This is a genomic window from Thermobacillus xylanilyticus, assembly GCF_907165215.1.
GTDB lineage: Bacteria > Bacillota > Bacilli > Paenibacillales > Paenibacillaceae > Thermobacillus > Thermobacillus xylanilyticus.
Window position 1 is genome coordinate 54,015 of sequence record NZ_CAJRAY010000018.1, and the last position, 17,215, is coordinate 71,229.

17 protein-coding genes and 3 pseudogenes are annotated in these 17,215 nt (G+C 62.8%); 12 read left to right on the top strand and 8 right to left on the bottom strand.

Annotation, left to right across the window (positions count from 1 at the left end; all coding sequences use genetic code 11):
• Both KJQ12_RS03580 and KJQ12_RS03585 read left to right on the top strand, forming a co-directional pair.
• A partial coding sequence (locus KJQ12_RS03580) for a sensor histidine kinase (RefSeq protein WP_213483519.1) occupies positions 1-1,242 on the top strand: 1,242 nt, incomplete at its 5' end.
• Positions 1,243-1,314: 72 nt separating this feature from the next.
• Positions 1,315-2,925: a S41 family peptidase gene (locus KJQ12_RS03585; protein WP_213483520.1), complete on the top strand. Its 1,611-nt coding sequence runs from the start codon at positions 1,315-1,317 to the stop codon at positions 2,923-2,925.
• 2 nt (positions 2,926-2,927) lie between these two features.
• Here KJQ12_RS03585 and KJQ12_RS03590 read toward each other — a convergent pair whose 3' ends face one another.
• From KJQ12_RS03590 to KJQ12_RS03620, 8 genes and pseudogenes are all read right to left on the bottom strand, one after another.
• A complete protein-coding gene (locus KJQ12_RS03590) occupies positions 2,928-3,464 on the bottom strand; it encodes a DJ-1/PfpI family protein (protein WP_213483521.1) in 537 nt (178 codons plus the stop codon).
• Between the two features lie 14 nt (positions 3,465-3,478).
• Positions 3,479-4,559: pseudogene (locus tag KJQ12_RS19845) on the bottom strand (winged helix DNA-binding domain-containing protein).
• Between the two features lie 94 nt (positions 4,560-4,653).
• On the bottom strand, positions 4,654-4,896 hold the full coding sequence (locus KJQ12_RS03600; protein WP_280529249.1) for a helix-turn-helix domain-containing protein: 243 nt from the start codon (positions 4,894-4,896) through the stop codon (positions 4,654-4,656).
• A 6-nt stretch (positions 4,897-4,902) separates the two neighbouring features.
• Positions 4,903-5,211 carry a hypothetical protein gene (locus KJQ12_RS03605; RefSeq protein WP_213483523.1) on the bottom strand — a complete coding sequence of 103 codons (309 nt, stop codon included), beginning with the start codon at positions 5,209-5,211 and terminating at the stop codon, positions 4,903-4,905.
• 31 nt (positions 5,212-5,242) lie between these two features.
• Positions 5,243-5,527 (bottom strand): annotated as a pseudogene (locus tag KJQ12_RS19850) (DUF6597 domain-containing transcriptional factor); the annotation flags it as partial.
• Positions 5,475-7,091, bottom strand: coding sequence for a glycoside hydrolase family 43 protein (locus tag KJQ12_RS03610; RefSeq protein ID WP_213483524.1), 1,617 nt, complete (start codon positions 7,089-7,091; stop codon positions 5,475-5,477). The gene KJQ12_RS03610 and the pseudogene KJQ12_RS19850, both read right to left, overlap by 53 nt.
• Before the next feature lie 62 nt (positions 7,092-7,153).
• On the bottom strand, positions 7,154-8,326 hold the full coding sequence (locus KJQ12_RS03615; protein WP_425315953.1) for a UxaA family hydrolase: 1,173 nt from the start codon (positions 8,324-8,326) through the stop codon (positions 7,154-7,156).
• Positions 8,313-8,594 carry a UxaA family hydrolase gene (locus KJQ12_RS03620; protein ID WP_213483600.1) on the bottom strand — a complete coding sequence of 94 codons (282 nt, stop codon included), beginning with the start codon at positions 8,592-8,594 and terminating at the stop codon, positions 8,313-8,315. The genes KJQ12_RS03615 and KJQ12_RS03620 overlap by 14 nt, the downstream gene beginning before the upstream one ends.
• Positions 8,595-8,632: 38 nt before the next feature.
• Between KJQ12_RS03620 and KJQ12_RS03625 the strand changes: the two are divergent.
• From KJQ12_RS03625 to KJQ12_RS03670, 10 genes and pseudogenes are all read left to right on the top strand, one after another.
• Positions 8,633-9,052, top strand: a pseudogene (locus KJQ12_RS03625) (carbohydrate ABC transporter permease); the annotation flags it as partial.
• A 13-nt stretch (positions 9,053-9,065) separates the two neighbouring features.
• The gene (locus KJQ12_RS03630; protein ID WP_213483526.1) at positions 9,066-9,917 is read left to right on the top strand and encodes a carbohydrate ABC transporter permease; all 852 of its coding nucleotides are present in this window, start codon (positions 9,066-9,068) and stop codon (positions 9,915-9,917) included.
• 66 nt (positions 9,918-9,983) lie between these two features.
• On the top strand, positions 9,984-10,736 hold the full coding sequence (locus tag KJQ12_RS03635; protein ID WP_213483527.1) for an SDR family NAD(P)-dependent oxidoreductase: 753 nt from the start codon (positions 9,984-9,986) through the stop codon (positions 10,734-10,736).
• A gap of 71 nt (positions 10,737-10,807) precedes the next feature.
• A complete protein-coding gene (locus KJQ12_RS03640) occupies positions 10,808-11,251 on the top strand; it encodes a PPC domain-containing DNA-binding protein (RefSeq protein ID WP_213483528.1) in 444 nt (147 codons plus the stop codon).
• A gap of 76 nt (positions 11,252-11,327) precedes the next feature.
• On the top strand, positions 11,328-12,041 hold the full coding sequence (locus KJQ12_RS03645; protein ID WP_213483529.1) for an RraA family protein: 714 nt from the start codon (positions 11,328-11,330) through the stop codon (positions 12,039-12,041).
• A gap of 18 nt (positions 12,042-12,059) precedes the next feature.
• Positions 12,060-12,788, top strand: a complete 729-nt coding sequence (locus KJQ12_RS03650) for a FadR/GntR family transcriptional regulator (RefSeq protein ID WP_213483530.1) — start codon at positions 12,060-12,062, stop codon at positions 12,786-12,788.
• 35 nt (positions 12,789-12,823) lie between these two features.
• Entirely contained in the window at positions 12,824-13,279 is a 456-nt protein-coding gene (locus tag KJQ12_RS03655) for an iron-containing alcohol dehydrogenase family protein (protein ID WP_213483531.1), read from the top strand.
• A gap of 197 nt (positions 13,280-13,476) precedes the next feature.
• Entirely contained in the window at positions 13,477-14,832 is a 1,356-nt protein-coding gene (locus tag KJQ12_RS03660) for an ABC transporter substrate-binding protein (RefSeq protein WP_213483532.1), read from the top strand.
• 87 nt (positions 14,833-14,919) lie between these two features.
• Positions 14,920-16,338 carry an NAD-dependent malic enzyme gene (locus KJQ12_RS03665; protein WP_213483533.1) on the top strand — a complete coding sequence of 473 codons (1,419 nt, stop codon included), beginning with the start codon at positions 14,920-14,922 and terminating at the stop codon, positions 16,336-16,338.
• 104 nt (positions 16,339-16,442) lie between these two features.
• The gene (locus KJQ12_RS03670; RefSeq protein WP_213483534.1) at positions 16,443-17,198 is read left to right on the top strand and encodes an IclR family transcriptional regulator; all 756 of its coding nucleotides are present in this window, start codon (positions 16,443-16,445) and stop codon (positions 17,196-17,198) included.
• Positions 17,199-17,215 lie beyond the last annotated feature (17 nt).

Consider the following 17,215-nt stretch of genomic DNA (forward strand, 5'->3'; position numbering starts at 1 on the left):
CCGCCCCTGGAGCGCGGCCCCGTCGTGCTGCTCTGGGACGGACAGGGCGTGCCGTATCCCGCTTCGCTGGCGGATGCGGGGTACGAATCGTTCTATGCGCAATTCGGCGCGCACCGGTCGGCGGAAAGGCCGGTTACGGTGAAGATCGGCGGCCATTATTACCGCACCTTGTTCCTGGCACTGCCCTCCCCGTTGCTGCTGCATCGGAGCCACAGGCCGCCGGGCGGGGCGGAAGCGGACGTCGGCGCATCCGGCGGGACGGGTTCGGCGTTTGTCTACGGCAGCGATTCCGGCGGGACGGGTTCGGCGTCCGGCAGCGGCTCCGGCGCGGCGGACCCGGCGTCGTCCTCATCACCGGCAGCGCCGATCCCGATCATGCACGTTCAGGCCGTCGTCAATATGGATGCCGAGCAGGCGATGCTGAACAGGCTCGCCGACTGGTTCCTGATCGGGCTCGGGCTGGGCGGCGCGCTGACCGTTCTGGCCGGTCTGTATCTCGCCAATCAGGCGCTCAGGCCGATTCGCCGTTCCTGGGAGCAGCAGCGCCGGTTCACCGCCGACGCTTCCCACGAGCTGCGCATGCCGCTGTCGATCATCCAGGCGAATGCGGAGCTGATGCTGATGCATCCGGATCGCTCCGCGCTGGAACACAGCGAGCAGATCTCGATGGTGCTCGCGGAAGCGAAGCGGATGGCCAAGCTGGCGGACCTGCTGCTGCCGCTCGCCAGGTCCGATTCCGGCCGGGAGGAGCTGCTGCTCGGCGACGTGCGGCTTGACGAGCTGATCCGCCATGTGATGCGGCTGTTCGAACCGCTGGCGGAATTGAACGGGGTGCGGCTCGAGGCGGAGCTCGCCTCCGGCGTCGAGCTGACGGGAGACCGCGACAAGCTGCAGCAGCTGCTCGTCATCCTGCTCGACAACAGTTTGAAGCACACGCCCGCCGGCGGCGCGATCCGGGTCACGCTGACAAGACGCGGCCAGCAGGCGGTCATGATGGTGGAAGATACGGGCGAAGGCATTGCCGGGGAGGACTTGCCGCACATTTTCGAGCGGTTCTATCGCGGGGACCGGTCGAGAAGCCGCGGCGACGGCGGCACGGGCCTCGGCCTCTCCATCGCCCGCTGGATCGCGGAGAAGCACGGCGGCGCGATCACGGCGGCAAGTCAGCCCGGGCGCGGCACGACGATGACGGTCCGCCTGCCGGCCGCGCCCGCGGGAAAGCGGATCGGGCGGTTCAAGTAGGTTTATAATCTGATTTTTATTTGCCGCTCCCATAATGGTCTCCGAAATCTGCGATTCAGGAGGCCATGAACGATGAAGCTTGTGTTGAAACACCGACGGATGCGGAAAATCGCCGGCATGCTGCTCATTGCCGCAGCGATCGCCGGATGCGAGTCCGGGGCCGCGCGAGGCGGGCAGGCCGCGGGAGAGCCCCTTGCGACCGGAGCAGGGCCCGGTCCGGAGAGTCCGGCCGAGCAGCTCGACGCCGCCGTACGCGGACAGGTGGCGGAGGCGTTGGCGCAAGTGCTGGCGGAGTATTATGTCTACGAAGAGATCGGCCGTGAGATGGCCGAGGCGATCCGGAACAGGCTGCAAGAAGGCGCGTATGACGGCATCCGCTCGCCGGTCGAATTCGCCGACGCCCTGCAGGCCGATCTGCGGGAGATATCCCGCGACGGGCATCTCGGCGTCCGGTATGAGCCGATGTCGCCTGCGCCGGGCGGCGCGGAGCCGGGAGGACCTGCGCCAAGCGGTCCCGCGCCGAGGGCGGCGAAACCGGGCGGACCTGCGCCGGGCAGTCCCGCGCCGAGAGCGGCGGTTCCGGGCCCGGCCGTACCGCTTCCGCGCGATGCGGGACCGATGGCGCCGGGCCTGACCGCGCCCGAGCCGGATGGTCCCGCCAAGCCGATCGGTCCGGCGCCGAAGGCTCCGCTCGCTCCGGCGCCCCGGGCGGCCGGGCCGGACGCGGCGGCGCTGCCCGACGTGCGCATCCTCGACGGCAACATCGGCTACATGGCGGTGAACGCGATGCCGCCGACCGAAACGGCCATGCGGGCGATCGCGGCGGCGTTCGCCCTGCTGAACGGGACCGACGCGCTCATCCTCGACCTGCGCGGGAACACCGGCGGATCGCCGGCCGTCGTCGGCCTGATCGAAGGGTATTTGAGCGAAGGCTCGCCCTATACGACGAACACGGTGCACTGGCGCAACGGCGACCGGCCCGAGCGGCTGCGCACCGCCGATGTCGGCGATCTCGCCTACGGCAGCCGGAAGCCGGTCTACGTGCTCACTTCGCCGGCGACCTTCTCCGCGGCCGAACAGCTCAGCTACGATCTGCAGGCGTTCAAGCGGGCGACGATCGTCGGCGAGACGACCGGCGGCGGCTCGCACACGTCGAACATCGGGCCCGTCCCGCTCGGCCACGGCTTCGTCGCGAATATCCCGACCGGCTATCTGGTCAACGCCGTCACCGGCACGAACTGGGAAGGGACCGGGGTGCGGCCCGACGTCGAAGTCCCCGCCGAAGAAGCGCTCGCTGCAGCCTGGTCGCTGGCGGCGCGGACGCTGGCGGACAGCGCGCCCGACCCGGCGGCCCGCGCCGGGCTGGAGCTGCTCGCCGAGGCAAAGCTGAGCGGCGAACCCGATCTCGAGTTCGCCGCTCTGGAAGGCGAATATGCGCCGGTCCAAGGCGGAGGCCCCGGCATGCCGGCGGCGATCCGCCGGGAGGACGGCGCGCTGCGCATCCGGATGCGGGCCGGCTCCTTCGTCCGGGACGCCGCCCTCGTCCACGCCGGCGGCAACCGCTACACGCTGGATGGCTATCCGAGCGGTTTCTCCTGCGCCTTCGTCAAGCGGGAAGACGGCATCCGGCTGCTCGTGTCGGACGCCGGCCGTCTGACCGTCCTCGGCAAACCCGGGCGGTAACGTCAGCGGTCGGACACCGCCCCCATCAGCGCGTAAAAATAAGCGGCCTCGCCCGTGCTGTAGTAATGGTACCAGGCTTCCAGCGCTTCACCGGACATGACGTCCAGCCGCCGCATCACCTCGCGCGCCAGCAGCAGCGCGCCCGCCGAACCGGTCGTGATCAACCGGCCGTCGACCACGACCGGTTCGTCCCTGTAGAACGAGGCGCCCCGGCCGCATATGGCGGCCACGAGGCAGCCGCTGTCCAGCAGTTCGGCCGTCTTGGCCAGAATCGGTCTGTGCCGCGGATCCTGCCAGGTGTCGGCGCCGGGCAGGAGCAGCACGGCGCACGTCTCGGGACGAATGTCTTCGACGGTGAGATCGGGTACAATGGTGAAGCCGCCCTTGGTGACCACCGGTTCCCCGGACGCGCCGACGGTTCTGACCGGAACGCGCCCGCCCGGACGCTTGAAATATTGGCCCGAGTTGAGCTCCGCCGTCACGTGGCCGAGTTCCCAGTCCGCGAGCGCATCAAGCACATAGACATATGCATGTTTCATGGACGCTGCCTCCCTCATTCCGTCCGGATTTCAATCCGCGTCAGGGGGAGTCCGAGAAATTCGCCGTAACGCCGGGCCGCTCCGGCGACGCGTTCTTCGGTGACGCCCGAATTCTCGAACGGATGGACGGCCAGCTCCACGCCTTGCTTCCCGATCGACCTCCGCCAGATGCCCGCGATTTCGCCGCCGACCACCAGCATCGGAGCGTACACGCCGTTGCCGCCGGGGACGACCTTCGGGGCATGCTCCGGCTTGAGCATCGCGCTCCTGTCCTTGTAGCCGAGCAAATATTCGTCGTACCCCGCCAACAGCGCGATCCCGGGCATCTCCGGGCCATCCCCGCGCTTTTCGCCGCCCGACCAGTAAGCCGTACCGCCGATCGTTTCGGAAAAAAGCACCCCGTCCGCCGCCGCGACCGCTTTTTTCGCCTCCGTGATCGTCAGCCCCGCCCACCAGCCGAAATCGTGCAAAGTCGCCGGACCGTGACCCGTGAAATACCGGACCGCAAGCTCCCGCAGCGCTTCTTCCCCGGACAGGTCGCGCGGGTTCGGCGCCCAGTCCTCGAGCGGCACGAACGTCTGCTGTTTGCCTTCCAGCGGCCCCAGGCAGATCAGCCCACAACACCCACAGGATGTGGTAACCGCGCTGCGGCTTCGTGCGGATCCCCGCCTGCTCGAGCAGCTCCATCAGCTCGGCGCGGGTCATCCGCTTCCGCTCCCTCAGCGCGCCCTCGATCAGCCGCCCGCATTGCGCGATCAGCCGGTCGTCAATCTCGAGCTGCTGTTGTCTGCGCTTGTTGCGGGCGAGCACGCGGGGAGCGGACAGCCGGACCATCCAGCGCGCGTCTTCCGCGGGCACCGCATGCAGCGTGCCGCGCAATGCCCAGGTGAGCACGATGCGCCGGTCGGCGATGGCCCGCTCGACATCGACGAGGGTCGCGCTTTCCGTGCGCAGGCCGATCGCCCATGCCGCCTGCGCGTAGTCCTGCGCCTGCAAGGCGCCGAGCCGCCGCATAACTTCGGCGGGCGTCTCCGTTTTCAGGCCGCTGATGAGCAGATTCCGCATTCTGCGGGAGGCGATGGCGGCATGGAGCATGGCATCCACTCCTGATCATACGGATTTCCGGTGTTTGCGGTATGATCGTATCGCGCGGGGGCGCCGGCTGTATTGTAAATTTTTGTCCCGGTAGTCAAAACATCGGCAGGTGGCTGGGGTGCATGCTCGCGGTGAGGCTGTATTTGGTCGGCGTCTGGCCCGAGAAAGCGTGGAACTCTTTGATGAAATGCGCCTGATCGTAATAGCCGCACGCATAGGCGATATCCGCCCAATGAATGTTCTCTGGCTGCCGGATCAGACGCAGGGCCTTCTGGAAGCGCATCAGCCGGCAGAAGCGCTTTGGCGTCATGCCGACTTCGCACTTGAACTGTTCGATGAACCGCTACAGGCTGAAGTTCAGCCGCTCGATCGTGCCGCCGACCGACAGGCCGGCCGGAGCACGGCGGAATTCCGCCAAGGCGTGCGCCACGGCGGCGTCCGGCGTCAGGTCGGAGTGAATGCGGGCGAGCAGCCAGGTTTCGAGGATAAGAAAACGTTCGGGGAGCGACGAGGCGTACAGCAGCTCGTCCCGCAGATCGGCCGCGCCGGGACCGTGCAGATCGGTCAAATCGAGGATCAGGCCGGCCGCTTCGCATGCGGGAACGCCAAGGAACGCGGCGGCGGCGGCCGGCTTGAACTGCGCGCCGATCATCGTCCGCTCGCCCGCGTTGTCCCATGATGAAGCAATCCGAGCGGGGACCGATGACGACGGCGTGGCCGAACCGGCCCGCGTCAAGCCGCCGATCCCGCATCCGGATCCGGTCGTCGCGCAAGTTCACGACCAGTTGGATCACACCCTCCGGGAGATTGCGCTCCTTCGCTCCCGGAGGGTTGATTCCCGAGAAGAACCAGAGGAAATCCACGAACCGCGCGAGCGGTTCGCGGGGAATGAACGTTCTGTAGATCATATGTCCATTATACACCAGGCTCCGGCAGTTCACGATACGTGAAATAGTCGAAGTCCGCATGTTTTCCCTGTCCGCTCAAGTCCTGCACGCAGATCCCCAGGAAGGCGCCCGTGAAGCCCTGGTCGATCATGCGGCCTTCGATCTTCGCTTCCACGTTCTCGTCGGAAATGACACTCGCGTCCAGCTCCGGCCCGATCGGCGTCCAGTCCTGCCCGTCCCGCGAATAGAGGAACTGCAGCCGGTCGTAACGGAGCGACGCTTTCAGGTGGACGCGCTCCCACCCGTCAACGGACACCGGCTGCTCCAGCGGCTCGTCGTACAGCCCGCGGTCGCTGCACATGATGTTCAGGCATTTGCCCAGCTCTTCGTCGCGGCTGATGTACAGGTAGTAGTAGTTTCGCGTGTTGTAGTAATGGATGAGGCCCGCCAGCTGCTGGAACGTGTCCGGCTCGAACTCGACCGCCGTCTCCGCTTCCGCAACGAACGCTTGCTGCCGGCGCGCGATCAGGCTTTGCCGATGCTTGGAGGAGAGCGATTCCCGCCCGATCAGCCGCAGGTATCCCGACCGCGCGGTCAGCGACGCCCACTGCTCGTCGAGCGGCTCGCGCAGCGTCTGGAAGTGGATGGAGATCCGCTCTCCGTCGAAATGGTCCGTCTCCGGCTCGGGCGGGAACGGATGGTCCGGCAGGTCGGGCGCGGGCACGACCGCCTTCGGGCTGTTCCCGCCGCCGGCCGGGCGCAGCCAGCCGTCCTCCGTCCATTCCACGGGTAGCAGCGCCGTCTCCCGGCCGAGAATGCAGCGCTCCGACGGGCGGAGCGGCCGGCCGCACAGGTAAGCGAAGTACCAGTCGCCGGTCTGCGTCTGCACCAGGCTGGCGTGACCCGCCCGCTGCAGCTCCAGTTCGGGTTTGTTCGCCGCGGTCAGGACGGGATTTTCGGGATCGACTTCATACGGACCGAACAATGATCTTGATCGCGCGACCGTCACCGCGTGGTTGAAACGGGTGCCGCCTTCGGCCGTGACAAGGTAGTACCAGCCGTTGTGTTTGTAGAGATGCGGCCCTTCCGTGAGCCCCAGCGGCGTGCCGCGGAAAATGTTGCGGATCGGTCCCAGAAGGCGCCGCTCTTCCGGTGAATACTCCTGCAGCGCGATGCCGGCGAACTTGTTTTTGCCCTTGCGGTAGTCCCAGATCATGTTGACCAGCCACTTGCGGCCGTCGTCGTCATGGAACAGGGACGGGTCGAACCCGCTGCTGTTCAGGTAGATCGGCTCGGACCACGGCCCTTCGATGCTCGGGGCGGTCACCAGATAATTGTGGGTGTCCTTGAACGGCCCGACGTGGCTCTTCACATCCGTGAATACGAGGTAGAACAAGCCGTCGGCGTAGCTCAGGCAAGGCGCCCAGATGCCGCCGGAGTCGGGATTGCCGAGCATGTCAAGCTGGCTCCGGCGCTCGAGCGGCCGGGCGGCCAGGCGCCAGTGGCGCAGGTCGCGGGAGTGGTGGATCTGCACGCCGGGGAACCACTCGAACGTGGAGGTCGCGATGTAATAGTCGTCCCCCACCCGCAGGATGGACGGGTCCGGGTTGAAGCCGCGCAATACGGGGTTGTGGATCGTCTTCAATGGAATTCCCTCCTTTACTCTATCATGTCATAAAGCCGGTCCGACGCGTCAATCATCATTTTTTAGAATGTCGGTCCGATGCGCCAAATTCCGAAGTCGTGCTGCTTCAAAATTTCCGACCGGGTCAGCTTGCCCGAGCAGACGGCCAGCAGCTCCCCGTACAGCCGGCCGCCGACTTCTTCGATCGTCTCCGTGCCTTCGATCACCGTGCCCGCGTTGAAATCCATATTGTCGCCCATGCGGCTGTACATATGGGAATTCGTCGCGATCTTGATGACCGGGGCGATCGGCGAGCCGGTCGGCGTTCCCCGGCCGCTCGTGAACAGGACGACCTGCGCCCCGCCGGCCACCATGCCGGTGAGCTGCTCGATGTCCTGGCCCGGCGTATCCATCCAGACAAGCCCCTTCTTGCTCGGCCGCTGCGCGTAGTCCACCAGCTCCTGCAGCGGGCGGCTGCCCGCCTTGGCCGCGGCGCCGAGCGATTTCTCCTCAAGCGAGCTGAGCCCGCCGCGGATGTTGCCCGGGCTCGGGTTGCCCGTGCGGATGTCCACGCCCATCATGAACGCGCGGCTCTCCATCGCCTGAATCACTTCATATACCCGTTTGGCCACCCGGTCATCGGCGGCCCGGGCCGCGAGCAGATGCTCCGCGCCGATCAGCTCGGTCGTCTCCGCGAGGATGGAGGTACCGCCGGCGTCCACTACAGCGTCGCTGACCCAGCCGACGGCCGGGTTCGCCGAGATGCCCGAGCAGGCGTCCGAACCCCCGCATTCGGTGCCGACGATCAGCTCGCTGACCGGCACCGGTTCGCGCATGAGCCGCGAGGCGTCCGCGACCATCGCCGCCGCGATTCTCGCGCCCTGCGCGATCGCCATCAGCGTGCCGCCGTGGTCCTGGATCGACACCACCTCGACCGGCTTGCCGCTCTTCGCGATTTCCTCCGCCACGCTCCGCGCCTGGTGCGTCTCGCAGCCGAGCCCGAGCACCACGACGCCGTAGACGTTGGGGTTCGCCCCCATGCCGGCGTAAGTGCGGAACGTCTGCTCGAAGTCGACGCCCACCTGGGCGCAGCCGTGCTGGTGGATGAACGACACCGTTCCCGACACGAGCTGCGTGATCTGATGCGCCGCCTGGGCCGCGCAGGTGATCGTGGGCAGAATGAGCACGTGGTTGCGCACCCCGACCCGTCCGTCCGGCCTCCGGTATCCCCAAAATTGCCCGTCATGATTTTGCAAGTTGATCCCCCCTGCCCCGAACCCCTTCGAGATTGTGAATGTGGACATGCTGCCCCGGGCGAATGTCGGATGTCGCGCGCCCGATCACTTCGCCGTACTTGAGGATGGACTCGCCCGCCGCGATCGGCCGAACCGCAAACTTGTGGCCGAAATCGATCGGCTCAAGCACTTCAACTTCGAAAACGCTTTCTCCGCAAACGACGCGAACCCTCGTGCCGGCGGGAATGTCCGTCAAGGCGACGGCCACGCTGTCGACGGGCTTCATCATTACCACTTTGTGCGCCTTCTGCACGTTGGTCCACGTCGCTGTACACACTGATTACGCTGCTTGTGTGGCAGTTCGGATCACCGATGATTATCTTCCTGGCGGGGCTGAAGCAGATCCCCGAAACGTTGTATGAAGCCGCGGCCATCGATGGCGCGGGACCGTTCAGAAGGTTCTGGAACATTACGCTGCCGTCGCTGACGCCGATCATCTTCTTCAATCTGGTCATGCAAATCATCAACGCGTTCCAGGCGTTCACGCCGGCCTACATCGTAGGCGGCGGACAGGGCGGCGCGATCGATTCCACCCTGTTCTACACGCTGTACCTGTACATCAAGGCGTTTACGGAGTTCAAAATGGGCTATGCCTCGGCGCTGGCCTGGGTGCTGCTGGTAATTTGCGGCGTGTTTACCTGGTTGTTGTTCCTGTCTTCGAGAAAATGGGTTCATTACGAAAGCTGAGGGGAGTACGGACATGTCCCGCGTCTATGCCGCGAACAAAGGCGCCTCCGTCATCAAGACGGTGATCGCCGTCATTGCTTCGGCCGTCATGCTCTACCCCTTGCTCTGGATGCTGGCCAGTTCGTTCAAACCGCAGCATTTGATTTTTCAGGATCTGAGCCTGTGGCCGGATGTGTTCACGCTGGAAAACTACATCAACGGCTGGAACGGATTCACGAATCTCACATTCGGAACGTTCTTCAAAAATTCGTTCATCGTCGTCCTGTTCTGCATCATCGGGAACCTGCTCACCTGCTCGATGGCCGCCTATGCCTTTGCAAGGCTTGAGTTTACGGCCCGCAACTTCTGGTTCGCGCTCATGTTCGGGTCGTTGCTGCTGCCGCACCATGTGGTTCTTATTCCGCAATACATCCTGTTTGACAGTCTGGATTGGATCAACACGTACATGCCGCTTATCGTGCCAAAGTTCCTGGCTTCGGACGCCTTTTTCATCTTCCTGATGGTGCAGTTCATTCGCGGGCTGCCCCTCGAACTGGATCAAGCGGCGAAAGTGGACGGTTGCGGCCACATCCAGATTTACGGCCGGATCATTGTGCCTTTGCTGCTGCCGGCCATCGTGACAACGTCCATCTTCACGCTGATTTGGACATGGAACGATTTCTTCAGTCAGCTGATCTACATCAGCGATCCGCGAAAACTGACCGTCGCGCTTGCGCTGCGGTCGTTCATGGACACAATGGGCCAATCCTCCATGGGTTCGCTGTTCGCGATGTCCATTCTGTCGCTGGTCCCGATCTTCACCTTCTTCCTGGTGTTTCAGCGTTGGCTGATTGAAGGCATCGCGACTTACGGTGTGAAAGGTTGATGCATGCCGAACCGTTCAATGGCGACATGGAAATCACAACTTTAAGAAAAAGGGAGAATGGCTTGCATGCACTTGGAAGGCAGAACCGTGTTAATCACCGGCGCAGCTACCGGCATCGGCAAGGCGATCGCCCTGAAATTCGCATCGCACGGCGCCAACATCGTCATCAACTACTCCAAGTCCGAGGCGGAAGCGGAGGACACGCTACGGGAAGTGGAGCAGCAGGGCGTGAAAGGCCTCGTATGCCGGGCAGACGTCTCCATCGACGAACAGGTCCGCGGCATGGTCGAACAGGCGGTTCAAGCCTTTGGCCGCATCGACGTGCTGATTAACAACGCGGGAACGACGCAGTTCGTGGCGCTGTCTGATCTGGACGGCATGACCGAGGAAATCTGGGACCGGGTATTTGATGTCAACGTCAAGGGCGTTTTCTTCACCAGCCGCGCCTGCGCACCGGAGCTGGTGCGCAACCGGGGGTGCATCATCAACATCACCTCGATTGCCGGCTTCAGCGGGCACGGCAGCTCCTTGGCCTACGCGGCGTCGAAGGCGGCGGCGATCAGCATTACCCGGTCGTTCGCCCGGGTGCTGGCGCCCCATGTCCGGGTCAATTCCATCGCGCCCGGCGTCGTTGTCACCCGTTGGGTAGATGGGCATGACGACCACATCCAGAACTTCGCAAAAGCGACTCCGTTCGGCCGCGCGGCCACGCCGGAGGACGTGGCCGACGCTGCCTGGGGGCTGGTGTGCGGCGGGCAGTTCATTACCGGGCAAACCCTTGTGGTGGACGGCGGTTGGAGCCTCAACAGCATTGTCTGATGTTCCGCCTGCCGCTCTGCGAAAGTTGAGCATACAGGGTTTGAAATCTTTTTTCAGCGGAGGGATGTACCATGGCCACATTGTTTATGGGTGAAGGATTCGGCAGGCCCATCATCATCCATCTGAAGCGGGGGGACCTGCTTCTGGAGAGCATCCGCGACCTGCTTGCGAAGGAGGGGGTGAAAAATGCGGTCTTGTTCGGCGCGGTGGGTTCGATGCGCAGACTGGTCTACCACCTGCCCACCAGCACCGGACCGACTTCGGATGACCGGTTCATTACCGTGGAAGGCAACGGCCCGATCGAGCTGGGCTCCCTGTCGGGGAACGTCATTGACGGCGACCCCCATCTTCACATCGTCGCCCAGGACGCAAAAGGCACTTATGTCGGCCACCTGGAGGAAGGCACCGAAGTACTGTTCCTGGCGGAAATTATTTTGGCCGAAATCAAAGACCCGGGCATCCATCGCGTAAAAAATGAACACGGAGTCGTCTATCTGGACCGAAAACCGCAATGATCGCGCTGTTCATGACCATTTGCTTTCTCACCTTTCCATTCAACCATAACAATACATGCATTGGAGGTAATCCCGCATGGCTATGACTGACAAAGAATTGATTCAAGAGATTCGAAAATGCCGGCTGGCTGACCTGTCTGACGGAATGGACGCGCTCGGGCTGGTGAACGTCGGCTCGATGTCGACCGAGATGCGCCCGCTGCGCCCCGGCATTTCGTTCGCCGGATTCGCCTGGACCGTCAAGCTCGTTCCCGCACAAAAGACGTTCCATGCCTGCAAGACGGTCGAAGAGTACAAGAAGATGAACGGCGAATGGTGCTCCGACGTCTACACGTTCGCCAAAATTTTGAAGCAGGAAGACATGACCGACAAAGTGCTCGTCATCGACCAAGGCGGCTATCCGGGCGGCGTGCTCGGCTCCGAGAACACGATGGACTACAAGCTGCGGGGCGTGGTCGGCTACGTGGTGGACGGCGGCTGCCGCGACTCCTACGAGTGCAATCTGCAGCAGGCCAACGTCTTCTGCACGAAGCGCACGTTCCACCACGTGTCCGGCCGTCTGGTGCACGGCGGCGTCAACATTCCCGTCGAGTGCGCCGGCGTGACGGTCAATCCCGGAGACATCGTGTGCGCGGACGACGACGGCGTGCTTGTCATTCCCCGCGACCGCGCCGAAGAAGTGCTCATGTTCGCCAAGGCCATTCTCGAAGACGATATGAAAGTGCGGGCTCAACACTATGAAGCCCTGGGCTTCGAGCCGGACGAAACGTTGAACAGGTTGAACGATTGAAGATTGGAGTTTTGGAAAGTGAGCAAGGATTTCAAGTTTGAACCGATTGAAACGCACTCGCTGGTCGTCGAGCTGACCAAACGCCTTCTGAATTACATTCTTTCGGGCAACGTTCGCCCGGGCGAGAAGATTCCGGCCGAACGGCCGCTGTCCGAAGCGCTGGGCGTCGGCCGCTCGGCCATCCGGGAAGCAATCAAGGCGCTGTCCGTTCTCGGCATTCTGGAAGTCCGCCAGGGTTACGGCACCTACGTGAAACAGACGAGCTCCTCCCTGCTGACCCAGAGCATCGAATGGGGGCTCCTGCTGGGAGAGAAACATACGATGGATCTGGTGGAAGCCCGGATGCTGTTCGAGGTGGACATCGCCCGCCTCGCCGCCCAGCGGTGGGAAGGATCGGAACTGGATGAACTGCGGGACATTCTCGCCAGGATGAAGAACGCCAGCCTGTCCGAGTTCGTGGACGCCGACGTCCAGTTCCATATGAAGCTGTGCGACATGGCGAAAAATACCGTTCTGAAAAACGTGCTGTCCAGCATCCGCACCCTGCTGCGCACCTGGATTCAATGCGTCATCGACAAAGCCGGCGAGACCGCGTTCTCGTACGAAGACCACCACGCCATCTACCTGGCGGTCTCCGAACGGGACCCCGACGCCGCGGCCAGAGCGATGGAGCATCATATGAGCGATGCTTCCAAGCGGCTGATCGAGGTGCTGCGCGAAGCGGACGAAGCGGACAGTGCATCCTGAATCATCCATCCTGAAAATTGAAGGAAGTCAGGGCCATGAACTATCGATTCTCGATCCCAACCACGGTGGAGTGCGGAACGGGCATTTCCGGACGCGCCGGCGAATTTCTGCGGGCACGGGGCGCCAGCCGCGTGTTCGTCGTCACCGACGCCGGCATCCGGAATGCCGGACTGCTGGAGCCGGTCCTGCATTCGCTCGAGGAACACGGATTGAAGTACGACATCTTCGATGAGACCGAGCCCAATCCGAGCGCAGAGAGCGTTATGACAGGATTGGAACGGCTGAAGCAGAAGCCGCATGACCATATCCTCGCCCTTGGTGGCGGAAGCAGCATCGATACCGCGAAAGGTATCGGCATTATGGCGACCAACAAGGGGCACATTCTGGATTATGAGGGGGTGAACCGAATCCCGCATCCCGGCCTCCCCGTGGTGGCCATCCCCACCACGGCCGGCACCGGCAGCGAAGTGACCGCTTCGGAGTCGATTTGAAAGCGCTCCCCAAACTGGTTGAAGATTCGATGCGAAGCGGCAACGTGCTCGTCAACCCGAGATGGACCCGGTCATCCGACATTGAACGCATCATTCGGAACGCATATGAAGGGAATCTGTCGGTTTAACCCTGTCGATTGCCTTCACATTTTGCCGTACTCATGTGGTCCACACCGAAGAATGGAGTGATTGTTTCTATGAAACGGAAGCAAGGCATCGCATTCTTACTGGCTGTTCTGTTGTTGGTGCTGTCGGCGTGCGGCGGAGGCGCCAATGAACCGAAATCCAATTCATCATCCGAAACCGGCGGCTCCGACTCCGGATCCTCAGCGTCAGGCAACAGCGCGCCGGAGAAAGTGGAACTGCGCATCTCCTGGTGGGGCAACGCCGAACGCGCGAAGTTGTACGACCAGATTCTGGATATGTACGAGAGCGAAAATCCTCACGTGACGACCGTTCGCGAGTGGACAAGCTTCAACGATTACTGGCCGAAGCTCGCTACCCAGGTTGCGGGAAACAACATCCCTGATATTTTCAGTCTGCACGTATTGTTGTATGGCGGCGACTACGGCAGCAGGAACGTCCTCGAACCGCTGCAGCCGTATGTGGATCAAGGTCTGATCAATCTGGACGGCTGGGATCCGGCCGTAATCGACGCGGGCAAGCTGGACGGTGTTTTGTATGCGCTTCCGAAAGGTGTAACGTCCAGCGCCCTGATCTTCAATACGACAATGATCAAAAATCTGGGACTCGATCTGCCGGAAATCGGCACGCTCAGTGAATTCAAATCCTATCTGCAGCAGCTTCGCGACAAAATGCCGGCGGACCAATATCCGATCGTTGACGCCAGCTTCGACGACCACTATGTCGAATCGTTCGTCCGGAGCAAAGGCAAATCGTTCCTGTCAAGCGACGGCAGCGGCCTTGGCTTCGCCAAGGAAGACCTGATGGAGTTCTGGAGCATCTGGGAAGAATTCCGGCAACTCGGTCTCACCGTTCCGGTCGGGATGACTGTCGAGAACACCGGACAGCCCGCGGAGAATTCGCTGTTCGTCAAGCAGCGCGTGGCCATCGACATGAAACCGAGCAACCACGGCAAAATCTACAGCCGCAACCTGCCCGATGTCGAAATCAACATGCTGCGCACGCCGAGTGCGGACAACGCCGTGTTCAGAAGCGGCGAGAACCTGCAGGCGCCGTCCTGGGTCATCAGCAACAAATCGCAGCACAAGGAAGAAGCGGCCAAACTGATCAACTGGTTCGTGAACAATGTGGAAGCGCAAAAGATCTACAGCCTGGAGAACGGCATCCCCGGTTCCACGGCGATCCGGGAGGCGCTGAAGCCGGACTTGCATCCGATGGACATCGAGGCGATCAATCACGCGGAAACGATCTCGCCCGATTTGCCGCCCACGGATTACCGCCAGGAAGGCGCTTCGGAAGTTTTCACGCTGTACAAGAAATGCCTGGAACAGCTCGCCTTCGGCCGCATGAGCGTGGAACAAGCGGTGGACGGCTTCTTCCAGGAAGCAGAAACCATTCTGAAACGATAATTTGATTCTCGGAAATGGCTTTGCAGCCCCGGCTCCGGCCGGGGTTGTCACGCTTCTTCAGTATGAATGCGACGAGGTGCTCCCTCTATGACGTTTACCAGCATCATTCTTCGTCTGGAACTGGACCATCGCATGGCCGCCCTCGGTGATGCCATCGACGTGATCACCGCCTCCGGCGGAGACATCACATCCATGGACATGGTGCGACCCGGACGCGACAAGTCTGTATGCGACATCACGATTCATGTCACAGATACGGCGGAGACCGCCGTACTGGACGCCGTGAAGCTGTACCCGGGACTCCGGCTGATCCATGTGTCGGACCGCACCTTTCTGATGCATCTGGGCGGGAAAATCTCGATTCAGCCGACCGTCCCCATCAAGAACAGGGACGACCTTTCCCGGGTATACACGCCCGGCGTGGCGCGCATCTGCACGGCGATCCGGAACAATCCGGACAGCGCCTACACCCTCACCATCAAGCGGAACACGGTCGCGATCATCACCGACGGAACGGCCGTTCTCGGCCTGGGTGACATCGGTCCGTCCGCTGCGCTTCCGGTCATGGAAGGCAAGGCGATGCTGTTCAAGCAGATGGCCGGCGTCGATGCCTTCCCCATCTGTCTGGACACGAAAGACCCGAACGAAATTGTGGATATCGTGAAAAAAATTTCTCCCGTCTTCGGCGGCATCAATCTGGAAGACATCGGCGCCCCCCGCTGCTTCGAAATCGAACGCCGGCTCGCGGAAGAGCTTGACATTCCCGTGCTGCACGACGATCAGCACGGCACATCCATCGTGGTGGCTGCCGGACTGCTCAACGCGCTCAAGGTGGTCGGCAAGCGTCTGGAAGACATCCGCGTTGTGGTCAACGGCATCGGAGCGGCGGGCGGTTCCATCTGCCGCATGCTGCTGTCCATGGGGGTGCGGCGGCTCGTCCCCGTGGATCGGGACGGCGCGATCGTGCATGGCGACCGATATGCCAATCCGATGTGGCAATGGCTGGCGGAGCAGCCCCAGGTGGAACGGAAATCCGGCACGCTGCGCGAAGTTCTCGCCGGAGCGGATGTGTTCATCGGCGTGTCGCGGGGCGGGGTGCTGCATGCGGACGATATCCGGCAAATGTCGCCCGATCCGGTAGTGTTCGCGCTCGCCAATCCGGTTCCTGAAATTGAGCCCGCTGAGGCGCGGCCGCTCGCCCGCGTACTCGCCACGGGGCGCAGCGATTATCCGAATCAGATCAACAACGCGCTTGTCTTCCCCGGCATATTCCGGGGAGCGCTCGATTGCCGCGCCCGGCGCATCAACGACCGGATGAAGCTGGCGGCTGCACAGGCGATAGCCGGCGTCGTCTCGGACCATGAGTTGAACCGGGACTACATCATTCCCGGCGTCTTCAACGAACGGGTCGTGCCGCGGTTGCGGCGCGCCGTCATCGAAGCAGCCATCGAAACCGGAGAGGCGAGGCGGATTCCGCCGGATTTCCGCAATGGCTCCACGGGTTGACGCGGATCTGTTTACAACAAACCCGTACGCAATGTAATATAGACTCAAAGATCATAAAACTATATTTTATATTATAAAACTTTGAGTCAAGGAGTCATTGCGACATGCCGATCATCCAGGCGCTGGACCGGGCGCTGCGCATTCTCGACCTGTTCGACGAGCACACCCCCGAGCTGAAACTGACAGAGATCAGCGCGCGCATGCAGCTGCACAAAAGCACCGCGCACGCGCTGCTGCGAACGCTGCAAATCCACGGCTACATCGAGCAGGACGAGGAGAGCGGCAAGTACCGGCTCGGCCTTCGCTTGCTGGAAAAAGGACAGATGCTGCTGCAAAATCTCGACATCCGCAACGTAGCCAGACCGCATTTGCAAGCCCTTTCGGACGCGACCGGGCAGACGGCGCATCTGCTCATTCTGGACGGCCGGGAGGGGGTGTACATCGACAAGGTGGAAGGGGCGCAGGCGGCCATCCGCTATTCCCGCATCGGCCGCCGGGTGCCGCTGCACAGCAGCGCCAGCGGCAAAGTGCTGGCCGCCTTCCAGCCGCCGGACGCGCTGGAGCGCCTGCTGGCCGGCTACACCTACGTGCGGCACACGCCGAACACCATCGATTCCGAGGCGAAGTTTCGCCGGGAGCTGGAAGAAGTGCGGAAGCACGGCTGCGCCTTCGACCGGGAAGAGAACGAGCCCGGCGTCCTGTGCATCGCGGCGCCGATCTTCGGCCATGACGGGCAGCTTCTTGCCGCGATGAGCCTGTCGTGCATGACCGCGCGGGTGGACGAGGCGGAGGCGCAGCGGCTGGCGGAACGGGTGCGGAAGACGACGGCGGAGATTTCGGCCCGCCTCGGGCACCGCTGACGGAGAGCTGCACCCCC

Coding starts and splice junctions, on each gene's coding strand:
- KJQ12_RS03590 (WP_213483521.1), bottom strand. CDS start 3,464: ATGAAACATGCATATGTCTATGTGCTTGATGCGCTCGCGGACTGGGAA.
- KJQ12_RS03630 (WP_213483526.1), top strand. CDS start 9,066: ATGTCCCGCGTCTATGCCGCGAACAAAGGCGCCTCCGTCATCAAGACG.
- KJQ12_RS03635 (WP_213483527.1), top strand. CDS start 9,984: ATGCACTTGGAAGGCAGAACCGTGTTAATCACCGGCGCAGCTACCGGC.
- KJQ12_RS03605 (WP_213483523.1), bottom strand. CDS start 5,211: ATGATCGGCGCGCAGTTCAAGCCGGCCGCCGCCGCCGCGTTCCTTGGC.
- KJQ12_RS03655 (WP_213483531.1), top strand. CDS start 12,824: ATGAACTATCGATTCTCGATCCCAACCACGGTGGAGTGCGGAACGGGC.
- KJQ12_RS03665 (WP_213483533.1), top strand. CDS start 14,920: ATGACGTTTACCAGCATCATTCTTCGTCTGGAACTGGACCATCGCATG.
- KJQ12_RS03640 (WP_213483528.1), top strand. CDS start 10,808: ATGGCCACATTGTTTATGGGTGAAGGATTCGGCAGGCCCATCATCATC.
- KJQ12_RS03585 (WP_213483520.1), top strand. CDS start 1,315: ATGAAGCTTGTGTTGAAACACCGACGGATGCGGAAAATCGCCGGCATG.
- KJQ12_RS03620 (WP_213483600.1), bottom strand. CDS start 8,594: ATGATGAAGCCCGTCGACAGCGTGGCCGTCGCCTTGACGGACATTCCC.
- KJQ12_RS03645 (WP_213483529.1), top strand. CDS start 11,328: ATGGCTATGACTGACAAAGAATTGATTCAAGAGATTCGAAAATGCCGG.
- KJQ12_RS03660 (WP_213483532.1), top strand. CDS start 13,477: ATGAAACGGAAGCAAGGCATCGCATTCTTACTGGCTGTTCTGTTGTTG.
- KJQ12_RS03670 (WP_213483534.1), top strand. CDS start 16,443: ATGCCGATCATCCAGGCGCTGGACCGGGCGCTGCGCATTCTCGACCTG.